General features: G+C 71.4%; 22 protein-coding genes. 4 read left to right on the top strand and 18 right to left on the bottom strand.

The genetic code is table 11. From position 1 onward, the window contains the following. Positions 1 to 46: 46 nt before the first annotated feature. Positions 47 to 517, bottom strand: a complete 471-nt coding sequence (locus tag ACQPXM_RS07805) for a hypothetical protein (RefSeq protein WP_432946279.1) — start codon at positions 515 to 517, stop codon at positions 47 to 49. A 92-nt stretch (positions 518 to 609) separates the two neighbouring features. Here ACQPXM_RS07805 and ACQPXM_RS07800 point away from each other — a divergent pair, with 92 nt between their 5' ends. Together ACQPXM_RS07800 and ACQPXM_RS07795 are read left to right on the top strand one after the other, a co-directional pair. After that, positions 610 to 1,209 (top strand): uridine kinase family protein, encoded by a 600-nt coding sequence (locus ACQPXM_RS07800; protein ID WP_432946277.1) that lies wholly within the window; start codon positions 610 to 612, stop codon positions 1,207 to 1,209. 119 nt (positions 1,210 to 1,328) lie between these two features. Further along, positions 1,329 to 1,991 carry a hypothetical protein gene (locus tag ACQPXM_RS07795; protein ID WP_432946275.1) on the top strand — a complete coding sequence of 221 codons (663 nt, stop codon included), beginning with the start codon at positions 1,329 to 1,331 and terminating at the stop codon, positions 1,989 to 1,991. Positions 1,992 to 2,041: 50 nt separating this feature from the next. On the opposite strand, the gene ACQPXM_RS07790 is transcribed toward ACQPXM_RS07795, so the two are convergent. The 15 genes from ACQPXM_RS07790 to ACQPXM_RS07720 all read right to left on the bottom strand — a co-directional run bounded on the left by ACQPXM_RS07790 (position 2,042) and on the right by ACQPXM_RS07720 (position 14,831). Further along, positions 2,042 to 2,491, bottom strand: a complete 450-nt coding sequence (locus ACQPXM_RS07790; protein ID WP_432946273.1) for a MarR family winged helix-turn-helix transcriptional regulator — start codon at positions 2,489 to 2,491, stop codon at positions 2,042 to 2,044. 1 nt (position 2,492) lies between these two features. Then, positions 2,493 to 2,903, bottom strand: coding sequence for an SRPBCC family protein (locus ACQPXM_RS07785; RefSeq protein ID WP_432946271.1), 411 nt, complete (start codon positions 2,901 to 2,903; stop codon positions 2,493 to 2,495). Between the two features lie 84 nt (positions 2,904 to 2,987). Further along, positions 2,988 to 4,409: a carboxyl transferase domain-containing protein gene (locus ACQPXM_RS07780; protein WP_432946269.1), complete on the bottom strand. Its 1,422-nt coding sequence runs from the start codon at positions 4,407 to 4,409 to the stop codon at positions 2,988 to 2,990. Further along, the gene (locus ACQPXM_RS07775) at positions 4,406 to 5,035 is read right to left on the bottom strand and encodes a 4'-phosphopantetheinyl transferase family protein (RefSeq protein WP_432946267.1); all 630 of its coding nucleotides are present in this window, start codon (positions 5,033 to 5,035) and stop codon (positions 4,406 to 4,408) included. The genes ACQPXM_RS07780 and ACQPXM_RS07775 overlap by 4 nt, the downstream gene beginning before the upstream one ends. Further along, positions 5,032 to 5,925: a DNA-3-methyladenine glycosylase family protein gene (locus tag ACQPXM_RS07770; protein ID WP_432946265.1), complete on the bottom strand. Its 894-nt coding sequence runs from the start codon at positions 5,923 to 5,925 to the stop codon at positions 5,032 to 5,034. The genes ACQPXM_RS07775 and ACQPXM_RS07770 overlap by 4 nt, the downstream gene beginning before the upstream one ends. A gap of 38 nt (positions 5,926 to 5,963) precedes the next feature. Continuing rightward, positions 5,964 to 7,145 (bottom strand): beta-ketoacyl synthase N-terminal-like domain-containing protein, encoded by a 1,182-nt coding sequence (locus ACQPXM_RS07765; RefSeq protein WP_432946263.1) that lies wholly within the window; start codon positions 7,143 to 7,145, stop codon positions 5,964 to 5,966. Continuing rightward, positions 7,142 to 8,425: a beta-ketoacyl-[acyl-carrier-protein] synthase family protein gene (locus tag ACQPXM_RS07760; protein WP_432946261.1), complete on the bottom strand. Its 1,284-nt coding sequence runs from the start codon at positions 8,423 to 8,425 to the stop codon at positions 7,142 to 7,144. The genes ACQPXM_RS07765 and ACQPXM_RS07760 overlap by 4 nt, the downstream gene beginning before the upstream one ends. After that, the gene (locus tag ACQPXM_RS07755) at positions 8,422 to 8,844 is read right to left on the bottom strand and encodes an SRPBCC family protein (RefSeq protein WP_432946259.1); all 423 of its coding nucleotides are present in this window, start codon (positions 8,842 to 8,844) and stop codon (positions 8,422 to 8,424) included. Before ACQPXM_RS07755 ends, ACQPXM_RS07760 begins: the two co-directional genes overlap by 4 nt. After that, positions 8,841 to 9,608 carry a cyclase family protein gene (locus ACQPXM_RS07750; protein ID WP_432946257.1) on the bottom strand — a complete coding sequence of 256 codons (768 nt, stop codon included), beginning with the start codon at positions 9,606 to 9,608 and terminating at the stop codon, positions 8,841 to 8,843. The genes ACQPXM_RS07755 and ACQPXM_RS07750 overlap by 4 nt, the downstream gene beginning before the upstream one ends. Next, positions 9,605 to 10,849 (bottom strand): NAD(P)/FAD-dependent oxidoreductase, encoded by a 1,245-nt coding sequence (locus ACQPXM_RS07745; RefSeq protein WP_432946255.1) that lies wholly within the window; start codon positions 10,847 to 10,849, stop codon positions 9,605 to 9,607. Before ACQPXM_RS07745 ends, ACQPXM_RS07750 begins: the two co-directional genes overlap by 4 nt. Beyond that, entirely contained in the window at positions 10,846 to 11,289 is a 444-nt protein-coding gene (locus ACQPXM_RS07740; RefSeq protein ID WP_432946253.1) for an SRPBCC family protein, read from the bottom strand. The genes ACQPXM_RS07745 and ACQPXM_RS07740 overlap by 4 nt, the downstream gene beginning before the upstream one ends. After that, positions 11,276 to 11,710: an SRPBCC family protein gene (locus tag ACQPXM_RS07735; RefSeq protein WP_432946251.1), complete on the bottom strand. Its 435-nt coding sequence runs from the start codon at positions 11,708 to 11,710 to the stop codon at positions 11,276 to 11,278. Before ACQPXM_RS07735 ends, ACQPXM_RS07740 begins: the two co-directional genes overlap by 14 nt. Beyond that, positions 11,707 to 12,519 carry an SRPBCC family protein gene (locus ACQPXM_RS07730; RefSeq protein WP_432946249.1) on the bottom strand — a complete coding sequence of 271 codons (813 nt, stop codon included), beginning with the start codon at positions 12,517 to 12,519 and terminating at the stop codon, positions 11,707 to 11,709. The genes ACQPXM_RS07735 and ACQPXM_RS07730 overlap by 4 nt, the downstream gene beginning before the upstream one ends. A 37-nt stretch (positions 12,520 to 12,556) precedes the next feature. After that, entirely contained in the window at positions 12,557 to 13,972 is a 1,416-nt protein-coding gene (locus ACQPXM_RS07725; protein ID WP_432946247.1) for a coproporphyrinogen-III oxidase family protein, read from the bottom strand. Positions 13,973 to 14,048: 76 nt separating this feature from the next. Beyond that, entirely contained in the window at positions 14,049 to 14,831 is a 783-nt protein-coding gene (locus ACQPXM_RS07720; protein WP_432946245.1) for a hypothetical protein, read from the bottom strand. 393 nt (positions 14,832 to 15,224) lie between these two features. Between ACQPXM_RS07720 and ACQPXM_RS07715 the strand changes: the two genes are divergently transcribed. Continuing rightward, positions 15,225 to 16,289, top strand: a complete 1,065-nt coding sequence (locus ACQPXM_RS07715) for a LuxR C-terminal-related transcriptional regulator (RefSeq protein ID WP_432946243.1) — start codon at positions 15,225 to 15,227, stop codon at positions 16,287 to 16,289. Between the two features lie 32 nt (positions 16,290 to 16,321). Then, positions 16,322 to 16,741, top strand: coding sequence for an SRPBCC family protein (locus tag ACQPXM_RS07710; RefSeq protein ID WP_432946241.1), 420 nt, complete (start codon positions 16,322 to 16,324; stop codon positions 16,739 to 16,741). On the opposite strand, the gene ACQPXM_RS07705 is transcribed toward ACQPXM_RS07710, so the two are convergent. Further along, on the bottom strand, positions 16,731 to 18,008 hold the full coding sequence (locus tag ACQPXM_RS07705) for a thymidine phosphorylase (RefSeq protein WP_432946239.1): 1,278 nt from the start codon (positions 18,006 to 18,008) through the stop codon (positions 16,731 to 16,733). The two genes, ACQPXM_RS07710 and ACQPXM_RS07705, sit on opposite strands and share 11 nt — an antisense overlap. After that, the gene (locus tag ACQPXM_RS07700; RefSeq protein WP_432946237.1) at positions 18,005 to 18,397 is read right to left on the bottom strand and encodes a cytidine deaminase; all 393 of its coding nucleotides are present in this window, start codon (positions 18,395 to 18,397) and stop codon (positions 18,005 to 18,007) included. The genes ACQPXM_RS07705 and ACQPXM_RS07700 overlap by 4 nt, the downstream gene beginning before the upstream one ends. Between the last annotated feature and the right edge of the window lie 199 nt (positions 18,398 to 18,596).

The raw sequence follows: 18,596 nt of genomic DNA, 5'->3' as shown, positions 1-18,596 counted from the left end.
GCACCCCGCCGCTCAGATGAGCGGCGGGGTGCTGGGCGGCTTCGGGTTACTGCTCCTTGGCCGGTGCTTGTTCGGCACGCGCTTGCTCGGCGTGTGCTTGCTCGGCGCGCGCGGCCGCGGCGGCGCGGCGGGTCTCCTCGACGCCCTCGAAGTACGCCTGCTCGAGCCACCGGATCCCGAACGGCGCGAAGACCGCCGGCGCGGTCGGCCACATCACGAAGTCGTCGAGTCCCTCGATGGCCACCACGAGCGTGGCGACCACGGTCAGGCCGATCACCATCGGCCCACCGATCCGGCTCAGCAGGCGGTCGCCGCCACCGATCACCGGCGTGCGGGTGACAGCCGCAACAGCGAAGAGCACGACGAGCACAGCGACGATGCCCACCACGACGCCCGGCCAGAACGGCCCAGCGGCCCAGAATCCGTCGAGCCGGCTCAACCACACGATCTCGTACGCCAGCAGCAGCGCGACGGCGGCGTACGCGAGCGCGCCGGGGCGGGTCAGCCGGTCCGGCATGGTGGTCTCCGCTCGTCAGGTGGTCGCCGGTGACATCGGCCGACGGACGCCTGGTGTTACCCGGGCGTTCAGGATGACGGAGAATAACCCGGGTGAGTGCGCGTGTTGTCCTGCTGGCCGGTCCGTCCGGGACCGGGAAGTCGCATCTGGCCGAGCTGGTCGGGTTGCCGGTGGTCCGGCTGGACGACTTCTACCGCGACGGCGACGACGCCGCGATGCCGCGGTCGCCGCTGGGCATCGTGGACTGGGACGACCCGCGGTCCTGGGACGCCGACCGGGCGGTCGACGCGCTGGAGACACTGTGCACGACCGGGTCGGCCGACCTGCCGACGTACGACATCAGCGTGGACGCGACCGTCGGGCACCATCTGGTCACCACCGGTGGGCAGCCACTGGTGGTTGCCGAGGGCATCTTCGCTGACCAGATCGTCGGGGAACTGAAGCAGCGCGGGCTGCTGGCCGCGGCGATCTGCGTGCGGCACCACCGGGTGGTGACGTTCCTGCGCCGGTTCCAGCGGGACCTGCGCGAGCACCGCAAGCCGCCGTTCACCTTGCTGCGGCGCGGCCTGCTGCTGCTCCAGGACGACCCGCGAGTGGTCCGCCGCTGCCTGGACGCCGGCTGCGAACCCCTGCACCCGAAGGCCGCCCGCCGCCGGATCGCCGACCTGCTCGCGGCGGCGTCGACCCACTGACCGTCCACCAGCAGGCGGTGACACGCCGCCTACCGGCGGTTTTGTCGTCCGTTGGTTGCCTGGCGTTCACCTTCCTCTGATGCGATCCCGCCAGGAATCCCTGACCTGGCGGAGGAGTTGTGAGGCGGACTGCGCCCGGCGTGACCGTGCTGGTCGCGTGCGCCCTGCTGGCGTTGCCGGGGTGCGCTGGAGGCGACGCGGGAGCCGCCACGAGCAGTACGCCGAAGAGCGCCGTCTCGAGTGCACCGGCGCCGACCACGCCGAAGAGCGCGCTGGCCGGGCTGATCGTCGTACCGGACGGCTACGGGCCGGACGCGCGAGAGCTCAGCGGAGCGTTCACCCTGCAGTCGTTTCTCGGCACGATCTCCAGTGTCCCGGCCGAGGACCGCGCGCTGCTGCTGAACGCGGACTTCAGCGAGGGCTACCAGGCGGTGCGGATCAGCCCGGACCGCAAGAAGCAGTACACGGTCCGCCTGTTCCGGACCGGCTCGAAGCGCAAGGCCCAGGACCTGCGCGCCGGCTTCTGGCGCCAGGAGACCTTCACCACCAAGTACGCCGTACCGGGGGTGCCGGGCGTGCTCACCGGACGCCGCGTCGGCCCGACCGGCGTGCCCGACGAGTCCGAGGCCGTCGCCCAGGCCAGCTTCGTCGCCGGCACGCTGCTCGCCCAGATCACTGTCCGCCAGACCGGCCCGATCGGCAGCAACCTGCAGCCGGACAGCAAGCTCGTCACGACCCTGGCCCAGCAGCAGTACAAACGCCTCACCGCCAAGGCCGGCTGAGGTCGCGCGGGATCATTGCCGAACGGTTGCCGAGGGCAACCGAGTCCGGATCAGGACTGCTGCGCGGGCGCCGGCGTACCGGCCAGGCGGTGCAGGATGACGTTCAGCTCGTCGAGGTCGGCGACGTCCGCGAAGTACTGCGCGTCGGCGGCCTCGACGACGGCGACGGCCTTCTTGGCCAGGGCCGCGCCGGACCTGGTGACGGCCAGGCGTCTGACCCGGCTGTCGTGGGTGTCCTGGGTCCGGGTGATCAGTCCGCGCTGCTCCAGCTTGCGCAGCACCTGCGAGGTCATCTTCACGTCGGTGCCGGCGTGGTCGGCCAGCTCGATCTGACTCGGCGGCTCACCCTCGCGGGTCAGCCACCAGCACCCGGCGAGCAGCACGAACTGGACATGGGTCAGCTCGAGCGGACGCAGCGACGCCGTGACGAGACGCTGCCAGCGCAGGGTCGCGTGCCACAGCAGGAATCCGGGGCTGCTCACCGGCGTCGCCGCGGCCATGTCAGGCCAGCTCGACGAGCGTCGCGACCGAGGCGGGGATGTCGGCGGTGATGGACGGTCCGATCTTCGGGCCCATCTGGTCGGCGCCCGGACCGCTGATCACGACGCCGTGGGTGACCCGGGTGCCGTCGCCCGGCAGGGCGCTGAGCTCGTGCCGGAACCGGATCACCAGTCCGCCGACCGAGCACTCGTCGGTGAACGTGGACAGCTCCTCGACCTCGGTGATCGTGAACGGGATCGGCTTCTGCCCGGTCGGCGTCAACGACCCGGTCGTCCCGACGGCCAGCGGACCGTCGGCCTCGACCAGTTGCAGCCCGTGGTCCCACTCGGTCCACGTGCTGTGGTCGCTGTAGCGGGCCCAGATGTCCTTGGCCGGCTTGTCGGTGTCAAGGCTGTACTCGTAAGTCCACACGTGCGTTCTCCTCCGAAGGGTTGGACAATAGATCATCTGTGCGCAGTTCGTCCACGCGCAGACAGTTGCCGCCGGCAGCGGCGGTCAGAGCGGGATGTTGCCGTGCCCGCGGCGGCCGGACGGCGCCGTTGCCAGCGCCGCGGCCAGAGCCCGCGGCGTACTCGCGGGCTGGAGCACCGCGTCGACGACTCCGTCGTCCACCAGTCGCTGGACACCGCCGACCGCCCGCTCGTGCTCGGCGACGAGTTGGTCGTGCAGCCCCGCGCGGGCTTGCGCGGCGACGGCGGCCAGCCGCCGGCGATGCAGTACGTCGACCGCCGCGCCGGAGCCCATCACCGCGACCTGCGCGGTCGGCCAGGCGTACACGGCGGTCGCGCCCATCGCCCGGCCGTTCATCGCCAGATACGCGCCCCCGTAGGCCTTCCGGGTCACCAGCGTGACCCGCGGCACCGTCGCGCCGGCGAACGCGTGCAGCAACTTCGCGCCCCTTCGCAGGACGCCGGAGTGCTCCTGCGCCACGCCCGGGAGATAGCCCGGAACGTCGACGACCACGACCAGCGGAACTCCCAGCGCGTCGCACATCCGGACGAACCGCGCCGCCTTGTCGGACGCCTCGGCGGTCAGGCATCCGCCCAGCCGCAGCGGGTTGTTCGCCACCACACCGACCACCGCACCGCCGAGCGAGCCGAGCTGGGTGACGATGTTGCGCGCCCACCGCGGATGCAACTCGATGCCCGGCGCGTCCAGCAGCCCGGTCACCAGCGGATGCACGTCGTACGCCCGCTGCACCCGCAGCGGAAGCACTTGCGCGAGCTCGGGCCGGTCGCGCACCTGAGCGGGATCCGGACGCCTCCGCGCCGCGAGCAGCGCCGCGACCGACGCCGCCCTGCTGATCGCCGCGGCCTCGTCCTGCTCGACCAGGTGCGCGACTCCTGACAGCGACGCGTGCACGGCCGGACCGCCCAGCCCCGCCATGTCGATGTCCTCGCCGGTGACCGTGCGGACCACGTCGGGCCCGGTCACGAACAGCCGGGCCTGCTCGGCCATCACGACGACGTCGGTCAACGCCGGCCCGTACGCCGCGCCGCCCGCCGCCGGGCCGAGGATCACCGAGATCTGCGGCACCCGCCCCGACGCCCGGACGATCGCGGAGAACACCTGCCCGACGGCCTCGAGCGATCGAACTCCTTCGGCCAGCCTGGCGCCCCCGGACTGCCACAGACCGACCACCGGCACGTCCCGCCGGACCGCCTCGTCGATGGCGGCCGCGATCCGCGCGCAGCCCTCGGCGCCGAGCGCACCGCCCATCGTCCGCGCATCGGTGCAGTAGGCAACGGCCGGTACGCCGTGCAACAGGCCGCTCGCGGTCACCGCACCGGAATCCCCAGCGCTCTCGTCGAGCCGAGTCGTCCCGGGGTCGAACAACGCGCTCAGCCGCAGCTCGGGACAGCGAGGGTCCGGCCGGTCCTCGATCACCGCGCGAAGACCGCTGTCCACCGTGGTCATGACACCATCACCCGGGTGACCGGCGACGTCGTCGAGCGGGCCACCGCGACCAGATGACCCGGTACGTCGGTCCGCACGTCGATGGCCCGCGCCGGATCACCTCGCACCGACCAGCGCCCCGGCTCCGGATCCGCGACCGTTTCCACCGTGGCGAAGGTGAGCCGGTGTCCCAGGCCGAGCGCCTTGGCGTACGCCTCCTTGAGCGTCCAGACAGCGACCGCCTCGGGTCCCGTGCAGTCCGTCAGCCGACGGCGTTCACGGTCGGACGCACACCGGCGGACGACCGCGCGCAGGTCCCGCGACGCGGGCTCGACGTCGATCCCGACGGGACGGTCGGAGACGGCCAGGACCGCCTGGCGCCCGGTGTGCGCGAGGTTGAACTGCAGCGCTTCGCCGATCAGGTACGGCTTTCCCCACCGCCCGCGCCGGAACCGGACCGTCAGCGGGTCGACGCCCAGATAACCGGCCAGCACCGCGCGGGCCCAGGGCCGGGACCGCCGGATCTCCGCGGCCCGGCCGGCATGGGTGACCGCCGAGAGCTCGGTCACCTCGGCCGTCGTGAGCCGGCCCTCCGGCTGGTCCTCGGGCCGGACCCAGACGTGCGTGGCGTCGACCGGCCGTCTCATCCGCCGGCCCTCAGATAATGGGCCCAGTAGCCCTGCCAGGCGCCGTACCGGCCGGCCAGGCGGGCGAGCGTGGTCTCGTCGACGCTCTGTCCGTAGACGCGCGCCGCGGCGCGCAGCAGTTCCTTGTCCGGCGGCGCCTGGTCCATCCGGCCCAGCCCCCGGATCAGCACGAACGTCGACGACCACGGCCCGATGCCCGGCAGCGACAGCAACTGCTCGCGCACCTCCTCGTACGGCGCCTGGCGCAGGTCGGCCTCCGACAGCTCCAGCCACCGCCGCGCCGAGCCGTGCAGGTATCCCGCCTTGCGCTCGTTGCCGACGCACTCCACCAGCTCCGCCGGCGACAGCGCCGCGAGCTGTCCCGCGTCGGGAAAGGCCGGATGCACCGCGCCGTCCAGCTCGACCAGGTTTCCGGTCTTCTCGATCAGTGCGGCTTTCGCCTGCGCCGCAAGGCTTCTGGGCGTGCGCTGGGACAAGATGGCCCAGGCAACGTTCTCCCAGGGCGAGCTGAACTTCACCTGGTGGTACCCGTGCAACCGCCGGACGACAGCCTGGAAGGGCTCGTCGCCGTCCGCGGCCGCGTAGAAGGCGGTCAGCTCGTCGTCCAGACTGAGGAAGAACCGGACCCGGTCCAGCGCGGCCTCGACCGTCTCCGGAGTCTGCGGCGCAGCCGTCGTGAGCCGGACGTCGACGGCGGAGCCGGCCCCGGCCGACACCTCGGCGACGACGGTCTCGCCTGCCACGCGCAGGGCCTTGGTGAGCCGACCGCTCTCGACCTGCTGCTCGCCCGCGGTGGGTGCGAACTGACAGACGAAGCGCAGCGACGCGGTGAAGTCGAACGGCGCGGCGGCGGTCAGCTGGTGCTCGGACACGGTCCTGGAGGAGGTCATGCCGCCATCATCACGGACGGCTACGACAGATCTGCTGTTCACGTCAGGTCCTCCACGGCTTCGACGACCAGGGCTCCGGCTTGGTCGTGCGGGTCGGTGCCGACCACCAGCGCCGAACGGATCCGCGCTTGTTCGGCCGGCGACCCGTGGGTCACCCGGACCCGTTCGCCGAGCGCCGCGTGCACGCGGGTGCCGCCGGGGATCGCGCCCTGGTACACCGCGAGCACCGCCGTCACCAGGCTGGTCGCGAAGGAAGCACCGAGCAGCGCGCCCGACGTACCGGTGGCTGCTCCCATCGCTGGCAGGTCACCGGCCAGTGCGCTCTCGACCGCGAACAGTTCGAGCGTGTCCGGCTCGGTCTGGCCGCGGGCCTCCAGTGCGACATAGTCGACGCGCGGTGTGCCGGCCTCGTCGAGCGCACGGTGGATGACGGACTGACGGCCGGAACCCAGGACCGGCGTACCGATGCGGGCGCGGGGACGCACCCGGCGCTCGCGCGAGTGCTCGGTCGCCTCGAGCACGATGGCGGCGGCGCCCTCACCGAGCGGCGCTCCGTCGCCTTCGAAGCTGTAGGGGCTGTACGCACCGTCGAAGCTGACCGTTCCGGTGCGGATGCAGGCGTTGTAGACCAGCGGGGTCAGTGGCGCCTCGACGCCGCAGACCACCGCCACGTCGAGCGTGCCGTCGGCGATCGCCCAGCAGGCCTGGCGCAGCGCGAACGCCGCCGACAGGTTCTCGGCGCAGAAGGTCTTGCTGGTCCCGCCGATGCCCTGGACGATCGACAGCTCCCCCTGGCTGGCCGTCGGGAACCACGCGGTGGCGACGTACGGGTTGATCGCCGCGAGGTCCTGGTCGCGGTACAGCGGGTAGAGCTGCGGTTCGACGTAGCCCCAGCCCCCGGTCGCGTTGCCGACGAACACGCCCACCCGGTCGCTCTCGCCCGGCTGCGTCTCCAGCCGGGCGTCGGCGAGCGCCTCGCGGATCGCCGCCGAGGACAGCATCGTCATCCGGTCCAGCCGCTTCAACTGCCGAGGGGACCAGCCGTGCTCGACCTGGTCGTCGGCGACCGGCATCACGGTCTGCGCGGCGGTGTCCGGTCCGAACAGGTGGACCTCGCGTGCGGTGGGCTGCCCTGAGGTCAGCGTCTCCCAGTACGCCTTGGTGGTGGTCCCGGCCGCGTTCACGATCCCGGTCCCGGTGATCTCGAAACCGGCGCTCATGCGGGAACTCCTTCGTACCGGGACAGGACCAGACTGGAGTGGATGCCGGCGAACCCGCTGCTGGTCTTCAGCAGGTGCCGTACGCCGGGCAGGTCGTGCGCCTGCCGGACGATGTTCAGACCGCAGTCCGGGTCCGGGTCGTCGTGGTTCAGGGTCGGTGGCAACGTTTGGTGCCGCAGGGTGAGCACGGAGGCGACCAGCTCGATCGCGTTCGCCGCGGACAACGCGTGCCCGGCTTGGGACTTGATCGACGTACAGGGGATCTCGGCGCCGCGCTCGCCGAACACGGCGCGGAAGGCGTTCGACTCGGCCTGGTCGTTCATCGGCGTCGACGAGCCGTGTGCGTTGATCGCGCCGATGTCGTCGGGGGCGAGTCCGGCGTCGGCCAGGGCGAGCCGGACCGACCGGGCGATCGGCAGACCGTCGGCGGGCATGCTGGTCATGTGGAAGTAGTTGTTGACGCTGCCGGTGCCGCTGATCTCGGCCAGGATCGTCGCGCCGCGGCTCCGGGCGTGCTCGAACGACTCGAGCACCAGCATGCCGGCCCCCTCGGCGAGCACGAACCCGTCGCGACCGCGTGACCACGGCCGCGACGCGCCCTGCGGATCGCCGTTGCGCAACGAGGTCGCGTTGATCCGCGAGAACGACCCGACCACCAGGGGCGTGATCGGGGCCTCGGCGGCCCCGGCGACCATCAGGTCGGCCTCGCCGCGCCGGATCGCGGCGACGGCGTGCGCGACGGCGTCGACTCCACCGGTGCACCCGGTGGCGACGGTGACGTGCTCGCCGGGAAGGTCGAGGGCCTGCGCGACCAGGGCGCTCGTGGTGTCGAAGAGGAAGGCCTCACCGTCCCGGTCCCGCCGAGTTGCCGGTAGCAACCACTGACGGCCACCATCGGAGTCGGCGACGAAGCCGGCCTCCATCCGGGTGATGCCGGCGATCGCGGTCGACAGCGAGACGCCGGCCCGATCCGGACGCAGGGCGAGCAGTTCGTCGGTGGTCAGGTTCGCGCTGGTCAGCGCCTGCCGGGCCGCGGTGACGGCCATCCGGACACTGCGGTCGAGGCCGTGCGGGTCGGCGAGGTCCTCGCCCAGCGGGCGGCCGCCGTCCCAGTCCAGGTCGACGACGCCCGCCACCTGGCTCATCGCCGCCGGGATGCCGAACTCGTCGACCGTCCGGACACCCGAGGTGCCCTTCAGGCAGGCCTGCCAGAACGTGGCGACGTCCGCACCGAGCGGGTTGACGGTGCCGAGCCCGGTCACCACGACACGGTGCGTCATGCCCACACCTCCAGCAGGTGGCGGGCGGCGTCCAGCTCGTCGCCCATCCGGATCTCCTGCGCCTGCAGGGCCGTCGCGCCCTCGGGCCGCAGCACGGTGACGGTGAACCGGACGTGGGTTCCGGCCCCGGTCTGCCGCAGCGACAAGGCGGCACGCTCGGTCCGGCCCCGGATCACCGAGCAGATCGCGACCTCGGCACCGCCCGGTTCGCGGACCACCTCGGTCCAGGTGCTGATCACGCCGGCCAGCGACAGCGCGGGATGCCGTCCGTCGTTGCCGGCGGCATCCACTTCCTGGAAGAAGCCCGACCAGCTGGGCAGGTTCTCGGCGTTCGCGAACCAGTCGGTCACGTCGGTGAGCGGCCGGTCGATGGTGATGGCCGCGGTCACCCGGGCCGGGGCACTGGGAACGGTTTTCACGGGCAGTCCTGTTCGTCGACGATGGCTACGGCACGGCACCAGCCGGCTCCGGCGCCGGCCAGCTTCACCGGCAGGCACACCACGGTGAAGCCGGTACTGCGGCCGATGCCGGTGAGGTTGGTCAGCCGTTCGATCTGGCAGTACTCGCGCTCCCGGCCGTACAGGTGCGCGGGCCACAGGGCGGCAGGACCGCCGCCCTCGGTGTAGTCGCGCAGCATCCGGTGGAACGGCGCGTCGAAGCCGAAGCTGTCGATGCCGATCACCTTGACGCCGCGTTCGACCAGGTAGGCGGTGGCGTCCCGGCCGACCCCACGGAAGTCGGTGAAGTACGACGGGGATCCCCAGCGCGCGTCGGCGCCGGTGTTGATCAGCACGATGTCACCCGGGCTGAGCTGGTGGCCGATCCGTTGCAGCTCTGCCTCGACCTCGGCCACCGACACGACGTCCTCGCTGCCGGTGTCCAGGTCGAGCAGCACGCCGGGCCCGACGAACCACTCGAGCGGCAGTTCGTCGATGGTCCGGGCTCGTTCGCCGGCGCAGATCGGGCCGTAGTGCGCCGGCGCGTCGACGTGGGTGCCCGTGTGCGAGGTGAGCCGCACATGCTCGAGCGAAACCGCCATCTGGTTGGGGAAGGCGGTCCGGTCCAGCCCGGCCGGCTTGCCGAGGATGTCGGCACCGTCCGCGTGCGAGACGAAGTCGATCTCCACCGGGACCGGCTCGCTCGGCGACGGCTCGACCGGGACCGACAGGTCGATCACTCTCATCCGAACTCTCCTTGTCCGGCGAAGCGCCGGCGGCCGGCGGCCAGCGCGGCCTGCCACCCGTCGAAGCCGAAGGTTCCGTGCGCGTGCGCGGCGACCGGCAGCAGCGGCGGCAGGTGCGGATCGGTCAGGGCGTTCAGCAACTCGCGCCCACTGCCGTCGGCAAGAGCCCGCAGTCCGGCGCCTTCCTCGGCGTCCAGCAGGCGGCCGAACTCCTCGCGGTAGGCCTTGGCGGCGGCCTCCCGCTCGGTCGACGTCGAGGCGGCGAGCAGATCACCGCACAGCGTCGCGGCGCGCGCACCGCTGCGCAGAGCGAGGTCGAGGCCGGAACACGCGAACGGATCCGTGAAGGCGGCAGCGTCTCCCACCAGCCCGTACCAGGCCGTGGCGAGGTCCCGGCATCGGTAGGTGCGGTTGAGCGCGGGGATGACGGGCAACAGCCGCCGGCCCGAGGCCACCAGCTCCGCGACCTCGGGATCGGCCGGCACACCCTGCTCGAACTGGGTTCCCGGTTCCTGCTTGTCGATGCCATGGGCAACGACAACGCCGACGCTGACCCGGCCCTCGTCGATCGGAACGACGAACAGATAGCCCTGCGCAGTGCCGATCACGGTCGTCGTGCCCACCGTCGTGAGCGGAGTCGGCCGGGCCGGCTCGATGTGGGTGAACACGGCTTCGCGAGGATCCAGCTCGGTCTCGCCCACCTCCAGCAGACCGAGCCGGCGTCCGATCACCGCCGACTTCCCGGAGGCGTCGAGAACGACCCGCGTGACCACCTCGACCGTCTTGCCCGCCCGGCTCGCGGCCCGGACGAGCACCTGCCCCTCGGCGTCCGGCGGCACGACCTCGGTGACCGAGAACCCGTTCAGGACGGTCGCTCCGGACGCTTTCGTATGCTCCACCAGCAGCGCGTCGAACGCGACCCGATCGAGCGCGACCCCGTCCTCGTGATCGCCCGCCCGGACGTCGACGCACAGGCTCCGGCCGGACGACGCCGACCGAAGTCGCACCGTGGTCCGCGGCCGAAGCGCCTTGCGCCAGTCGATTTGCGCACCGTCCAGCTCCCGCAGTCCGTCCATCAGCTCGGTGGCCCCACCGACCCAGCTCTCCGGCAGGTGCGTACCGCGCTGTTCACCGCGCTCGATCACGACGACGTCGATGCCACGCGCCGCGCAGAGTGCGGCGGCGAGCGCGCCACCCGGCCCAGCCCCCAGTACGACCACGTCGCAGTCCAGCCGGCTCATCGGGTCACCGCCGTCGGCCCGGCGGCGAAGGCCACCGCGAACTGGTCGAGAATCGCCTGCAGCCGAAGGCCGAACCGCTCGTGGAAGCCGTCCGCCCGACCGTTGGGCAGCAGCTCGTAGTGGCGTACGGCGGTGACTCGCGCGCCCGTCGCGATCGGATCGAACACCCAGGCGCCGGTGTGCCGGCGCATCCCGGGCGGTGGGTCCGGGCTGAACAGCTCGATCTCCCGGCGCCGCCGGTAGCGCACGGTCCGGACCCGTTCGACCCGGCCGTCGCGCTCGACCAGCATCACGAACTCCTGCTGGCACGGGTCGGCGTACGAGACCCCGACCTGCTCGATCCGGTCCCAGACCGCGCGCCAGGTGTCGAGGTCCCAGAACGCCTCCAGCGCCTGGGCCGGCGTCGCGGCGAGCTCGACCGACGCGCTAGCGGTGGGCATGACGGGCCGCCTCACCGAAGGACTCCAGGTTGTGCCGCAGGAAGCCGCGCAGCACACCGGCGAAGCGGTCCTCGTCGGCGTCGGGGTCGCGCAGCACGAACTCCCGCTCGGCCCGGACGGTGGTCGGTCCCTGCGGCGGTCCGTCGAAGGTCCACACACCACGCATCCGCGACAACGCCGGCGGAGTGGTGAACTGGCACAGCTCCAGCGCCCGGCCGCGGCAGTAGCGCACCCCGCGCACGGTCTCCGGACCACCCGGACGGCTGACCGTCATGGTGAACTCCTGCTGGTAGCCATCGGCGTACAGGACCTCGACGGACTGCACGTCGTCGAGGACCTCCGGCCAGCGTTCGAGATCGCAGTACAGCGCGTACAACTCCCCCGGCGGCACGTCGACGGTCAGCTCCTCCACGACGTTCATGCGCCGGCCTCCACCAGCCGCGCCGCCGACGCCGCGACCCGCTCCTCCAGCACGGTCTTCCAGCGCCCCAGCGCCAGCTCGGAGTGATGCGCCAGCACGTCGCGCACCTGCTCCGGCCCGCTCTTGCCGTCCCGGTCGGGGAAGAACTCGCCGACCCGGTCGCCGAGGTTCCAGACGTGCGTGACCTCGACCCGGGTGGCGCCCGCCGCGGCCGGCGTGAAGCGCCAGACCCCGCCGTGGTGGCGCAGGTACGGCGGCGGCTCGGGCTGGAAGAACTCGATGATGCCCGGCCGGCAGTTGCGCACCGAGCGGACGTGCAGCATCTGCTCGCCCTCGGACGCCACGCTCATCCGGAACTCCTGGTACTGCCCGTCGTCGTAGATCAGGTCGATCGCGTGCACGTGCGGCAGGTGCCGCGGCCACGCGGCCACCTCGAACAGCGCGGCGTACACGTCGGTCAGCGGCACGCCGATCTCGATCGTCTGCACGCAGCGGTCGTCGAACCCCTCGGCCTGGTCCATCGCCTCCAGGACCTCGGTCCGGCTGCCGGGCGCCGGGACGGACCCGCCCACCTGGCCGCCGGACGCTCGGACCAGGGCCAGCACGTCCCGGACCCGCTCCAGCGTGACGGCCAGCGACCCGTCGTCCGGAATGCTCACCCCGTACGCCGTCTCGCAGCCACAGATCATGTCGATGATCTCGGCCGAGTCCATGCCGAGGTCGTCGCGCAGCCGCGACTGGCCGGTGACACCCGCGGTGCCGATCTCCAGCCCGGTCAGTACCTGCGCGAAAGTCGCGTCGAGCTCCATCGCAGTCCTCCAGTTCCGTGTCGGTGGGGGCCGGCGGTCAGCCGAGCCAGTCCTGCTTGGTGCCGGCGAAGAGCTCGACCATCGGGGTGTTCATCGCCCAGTGCGGCGAGTCCAGCGCCGTGGTGTCACCCCAGAACTGGTCGTTGGTGAACTCGAGCATCACGTTCATGTGCCATTCGCGGCCGAGCTCCGACAGCACCAGCACCCGGCCGTCGACGTCGGCCAGCCCGCGAGTGACCAGCTTGTCGACCACGCCGGGGAAGTCGTCGGCCAGCTCGGAGTCGAAGTAGCCGCGGTAGGCGTCCAGGTCGACCCGGCCGTACTGCAGCACGTTGACCAGGTAGCGCTCGCGCCGGACGATGCCGTCGACCCGCTGCGAGACCGCGGTGATCAGGTGCTCGCCACGCTCGGCCGAGGCGATGTAACCCTCGACGTTCTTGGCGGTGCCGATCCGGTAGTCGTTGACGAAGCCGTAGGCGCCCGGGCCGACGCCGAGCACCTCGATCATGTTCCGCCCGAAGGTCCACTCGTTGTAGACGCTCTCCGCGCCCGGCTTGGCGAAGTGGTCGAACATGTAGTTCACGAAGCCCAGGTCGGCGGCCGCCTCGACCAGGTCGGCCTGCATGTTGCGGACGTACTGCGACTCCTTGTCCAGCAGCGGCTGAACCTTGCCGGCGGCAATGAACTTGGCCTGCGGGGTGTCGTCGTGGATCCGGTACAGGTACGTCGTCAGGTGGTTGATGTCGAGTTCGGCCAGCCGCTGCAGGTCGCTCTGCCAGACCTGCCGGGTGTGCCCGGGCAGGTTGTACATCATGTCCATCTGGATGTTGCGGAAGCCGCGGGCGTGCAGCTCGTGGATCGCGGTGACGCTCTGCTCTGCGGCGTGCGGCGAGCCGATCACCTTGAGGATCGTCGGGTCGAACGACTGCACGCCCAGGCTGATCCGGTTGATCGCCGAGTCCGCGACGTAGTCCAGCTTCTCGCCGTCGTAGTCGCGGGCGTTGCCCTCCAGCGTGAGCTCGTAGCCGTCCTGCAGCGGGAACTTCGTGCTGATCGTCTCGACCACCCGGCGGAGGTTGTCCGTCGACAGGATCGAGCCCGTGCCGCCGCCGATGTAGACCGCGCGCAGCCGGCCGGTCGCGAACCGCGGGTAGCCGGCCCAGCGCTCGAGGTCGGCGATCAGCGCGTCGACGTAGCGCTGCTCCTTGTTCTGGGTCTTCCTGTCGTGGATCGACAGCAGGTCGACGAAGTACGGGCACGAGTGGCAGCGGACCCGGCAGAACGGGACCGACAGGTACATCACGTAGTCGGTGCCCTGCTCCTGCAGGCCGAGGTGCTCGTCGGCGAAGCCGGAACCGATGGCGTTGCGCCACAACGCCGGCGGATAGAGCAGGAACGGCGTCGTGTACTTCGCCGGGTACGGCGTCGGGCGGGCGGTGGTGACAGTGGTCATGCGGGAGTCTCCTGTGAGTCGCAGGGCGTCGGAGCGAGTGCCGGACACGACGTCGGGGCCGTGGCCGGGCAGGGCTTCAGAGCGGGTGGCCGAGCAGATAGGTCACCGGCGGATTGCGTCCCTCACCGGGAAGCTGACCGGCTTCCCAGACGTAGTCGGGAGCGTCGAGGTCCAGCACCATCGCCCGCAGGTCCGCGACGGTGTAGGTCCTCAGGTTCGACACCACCGCGTCCCAGGTGACCGCGGCGGGAATGACCGGAAGCAGGTAGGTGAACACCAGCCGCCGCCGGTCCGGGCGGAGCTTCGGCATCGTCAGCAGCACGAGCAACGGCGCGACGACGAGCGTTCGCAGTACGGCGCCCGGGGTGCGCTCGGTGAACTCGAACACGCCGATCCCCCGGCGGGCGGCATGGGCGTCGCGCAGGATGCCCCGCGCGTCGTCCGGCCGGAAGTGGTGGAACGACGTGAACAGTGTGCGAACTCCTGGCAGCCGGTCCGGCACGTTCGTGGCGTCGACCGGGCCGGGCTCGTAACTCGTCCGGCCCGGTGCGGTGTCGCGGACCGCCTGGGCCAGCGCCTCGGCGTTCGGGTACTTGTCGGTCAGCAGCAGCTCGACCGGCGATCCAGCTTCGGCCAGGTCTGCCTGCAGATGCGTCCACGGGCCGGAACCGCCGGAACACAGGTCGATCACCTGGTCGGTACCGGAATGCTTCAGCACCCGCGCCAGCAGCGGAATCGCCGGCCGGTAGACCTTGCCGCCGACCACCAGAGCGGTCCGCAGGAAGTCGGTGATCGCGTCTCGCAGCAAGGGCGGGAACCAGTGCTGGTCCTCCAGTTCCCACAGGTGTCTGCGCTTCACTAGCGGCTCCAGGGTCTGCTCGGTGGTCGGGCAGGACCCAGCGTCACGTGCTGCCGGGCAGCCGGTCCATGACCAGAATTGAGCAGACCACGAACCCGTCGTACCGGCGGCATACTCAACCAGGCAAGGGGATTCGGCGCGGCAGGGAGTCGTTGAAACGCTTGTCCGCATCGGGGTGACACCGGGCCGTGCCACACTCGCAGCCAGGTCGCCGGCAGGTCCGGACGACCGTCCGTTTGCACACCCTGCGGCCGGAATGAGATACCGCTGTCCAAGTACTCTCCGGGCGGATAGTCTGCGCGCAGTCTATTATCTGGAGCACGGCCGCCCGCCCACTGAGGGTGGCACCGGCCCGCGGGGGTGTAGTGAGGCAAGCCGACCGGGGGGTTAGCGATGCAGGACAAGACCAGAACAGTTGTCGACTCTCTACCGACCATTCACCGCTGCCGGACCAGGGGCGGTGACGAGATCAGCTGGGCCGCCGCGGGAACCCATCGTCCGGCCGTGCTCGTGCTGGGCGGCTGGATCACCCATGCCGGTCTGGACTGGGTGAGCGGCCCCAGTGCGCGGTTTCTCCACCGGCTGGCCGGCCGGCGCCGGTTGCTCCGCTTCGACTTCCCCGGCTCGGGCCTGTCGCCCGCGGCCGACGGCGGCCTGACCCTCGACACCGCCGTCGAGGCCGCGGAGGCCGTCGTCCGGGCCAGCGGGGAGACCAGCGTGGCCGTGCTGAGCTACGGATTCGCCGACCAGGTCGCGATCGCGCTGGCCGCACGCCGGCCCGAGCTGGTCAGTCACTTGATTCTGATGGGTGATCCGGCAGCGGTGCTCGGCTCCCGCACCGAGCACGACAGCTTGCTGGACGCCGCCCGGTCGCTGATCCGGGCGAACTGGCGGCTCGGCGCGATCGCCATGGCCGGCATCCTGGCGCCCAGCGCCAGCGCGCGCCGGGCCGCGGCGTACGCGGACCACCAGCAGGCCTGCGCGTCGAACGAGACCGCCGAGGCGATGCTGCAGGGCATGCGCGAGCACGACGCCGGACAGCTGATGCTAGCCGTCACCGCACCGACCCTGGTGGTGCGGCCCGACGACGCCGTGCCGACCGAGGTCTGGCCGGCGATCGGTTCCGCGCCGTCACTGCGGCGGGAGGTGCGGATCTCGGTCGAGGACCGGGTGCCGTTCTTCGGGGCCTGCGACGCGGTGGTCGACGCGGTCTGCTCGTTCACCGACACCGGACAGGCGCAGCTGACGTTGCGCGAACAGGCAGTCCTTCGGGAACTCGGCTACGGCCACACCAACCGCAAGGTCGCCCGGCGGCTCGGGATCTCCGAGCACACCGCGGCCAAACACGTGTCGAACCTGCTGCGCAAGCTCGAGGTCAGCAACCGCTGCGCGGCGGTGGTCCGGGGACAGCAGCTCGGACTGACCACAGCCTTCGTCGATCCGCAGGGGTCGCGATGACCACTTCCACTTCACCGGTAAGGACAGCAGCCATGTGGCACTTCGAGCACACCGAACAGACCAGCGCGACACCCGAGCAGTTGTGGGCGCACTACAGCGAGCCGACCGCCTGGCCGCAGTGGGACCACGGAACGGCCGAGGTGACCGTCGAGGGTCCCTTCGTGGTCGGTACTCGTGGAACGCTCAAGCCCGCCAAGGGCCCGAAGGCGGCGTTCGTGCTGACCGAGGTGACCCCGCTGGTGAGCTTCACCGACACGACCAAGTTGCCGCTGACCACGATGGAGTTCGCGCACCGCATCGAGGTGATCGACGGGGTCACCCACTTCACCCACAGCGTGACGATGAACGGCGCGCTGACGCCGCTGTTCTCCCGCCTGATCGGCCGCACGATCGCCGCCGAGTTGCCGGACGCGATGCGCGCCCTGGCCGAGCTCGCGCCGGTCAGGCGGTGATGCGGTCGATGATCAGCGGCTGCGCCTCGTACGCCGTACCGACGTCGATCGCGTCGGTGAGTGCTTCCAGCGCTCGGTCGAAGCGGGAGGCGTCGTCGGTGTGCAGGGTGAGCAACGGCTGACCCGCGCTGACCTCGTCGCCGGGCTTGGCGTGCAGCTCGATCCCGGCGACGGGAGAGACCGGGTCTTCCTTGCGGGCACGGCCGGCGCCGAGGCGCCAGGCGGCGACGCCGACGGCCAGGGCGTCGAGCCGGCTGAGTACGCCGGACTGCTCGGCCTTCACCACGTGCTGCTCGGGGGCGACCGGGAGGTCCGCGTCGGGGTCGCCGTCCTGGGCGGCGATCATCCGCCGCCAGACGTCCATCGCCGAACCGTCGCGCAGCTTCTCGGCCGGGTCGATGTCGGTGACTCCGGCGGCCGCGAGCATCTCCGCGGCCAGCGCGACGGTCAGCTCGACGACGTCGGCCGGTCCGCCACCGGCGAGCACCTCCAGCGACTCGCGGACCTCGAGCGCGTTGCCGGCGGTCAGGCCGAGCGGTGTCGACATGTCGGTCAGCAGCGCCACCGTGCGGACACCGGCATCCGTGCCAAGAGCAACCATCGTCTCGGCCAGCTCGCGCGCGTCGGCCAGGTCCTTCATGAACGCGCCGGTGCCGACCTTGACGTCCAGCACCAGCGCGCCGGTGCCCTCGGCGATCTTCTTGCTCATGATCGAGCTGGCGATCAGCGGGATCGCCTCGACCGTGCCGGTCACGTCGCGCAGCGCATAGAGCTTCTTGTCGGCCGGGGCCAGCCCGTCGCCGGCCGCGCAGATCACCGCGCCGACGTCCTCGAGCTGGTTCATCAGCTCGGTGTTCGACAGGGCGGCCCGCCAGCCGGGGATGGACTCCAGCTTGTCCAGCGTGCCGCCGGTGTGACCGAGGCCGCGCCCGGACAGCTGCGGGACCGCGACGCCGCAGGCCGCGACCAAGGGGGCCAGCGGCAACGTGATCTTGTCACCGACGCCACCGGTGCTGTGCTTGTCGGCGGTCGGGCGGGACAGCTTCGCGAAGTCCATCCGCTCGCCGGACGCGATCATCGCGGCGGTCCAGCGGGCGATCTCGCGCCGGGTCATGCCGTTGAGCAGGATCGCCATCGCCAGCGAGGACATCTGCTCGTCGGCGACGTCGCCGTTGGTGTAGGCGTCGATCACCCAGTCGATCTGCCCGTCGCTCAGCTCGCCCTTGTCACGCTTGGTGCGGATGACGTCGACGGCGTCGAAGCTCACTGGTCCTCCAGGTGTTCGGGGCCGAAGGCCTCGGGCAGCAGCTCGCTCAGCGGGCGACTGCCGGTCGCTGTCTCGATTCGAAGCTTGGCCCCGCCGTGTTCGTGCAGCAACTGGCGGCAGCGGCCGCACGGGGTCAGCAGGTTCTCGTTGTGGTCCACGCAGGTGAAGGCGACCAGCCGCCCACCGCCCGACGCGTGCAGCGCCGACACCAGCCCACACTCGGCACACAACGTCAGTCCGTACGACGCGTTCTCGACGTTGCACCCGGCAATCACCCGGCCGTCGTCCACCAGCGCGGCGGCGCCCACGGCGTACCCGGAGTACGGCGCGTACGCCCGGCGCATCGCCTCGATGGCAGCAGCCCGGAGCTCTTCCCAGTCGACATCCACCCCACCAGCATCCCCCACCGCCCGTCCCCGCCCTCCGGGCGGGGACGGGCGGGAAGAAAAGGAAGATGCAGGAGCACCCGAGCCGAGGGCCGGGGCTGGCTCGGGGGCCGGGGCTGGCTCGGGGGCCGGGGCTGGCCCGGGGGCCGGGGCTGGCCCGGGGGTCGGGGCTTTGGCGGGGCCCGTGCCGGGATCGGTGGGC

This window comes from Kribbella sp. CA-253562, assembly GCF_050942265.1.
Lineage (GTDB): Bacteria > Actinomycetota > Actinomycetes > Propionibacteriales > Kribbellaceae > Kribbella.
This window is presented reverse-complemented; position numbering and strand designations above follow the sequence as displayed.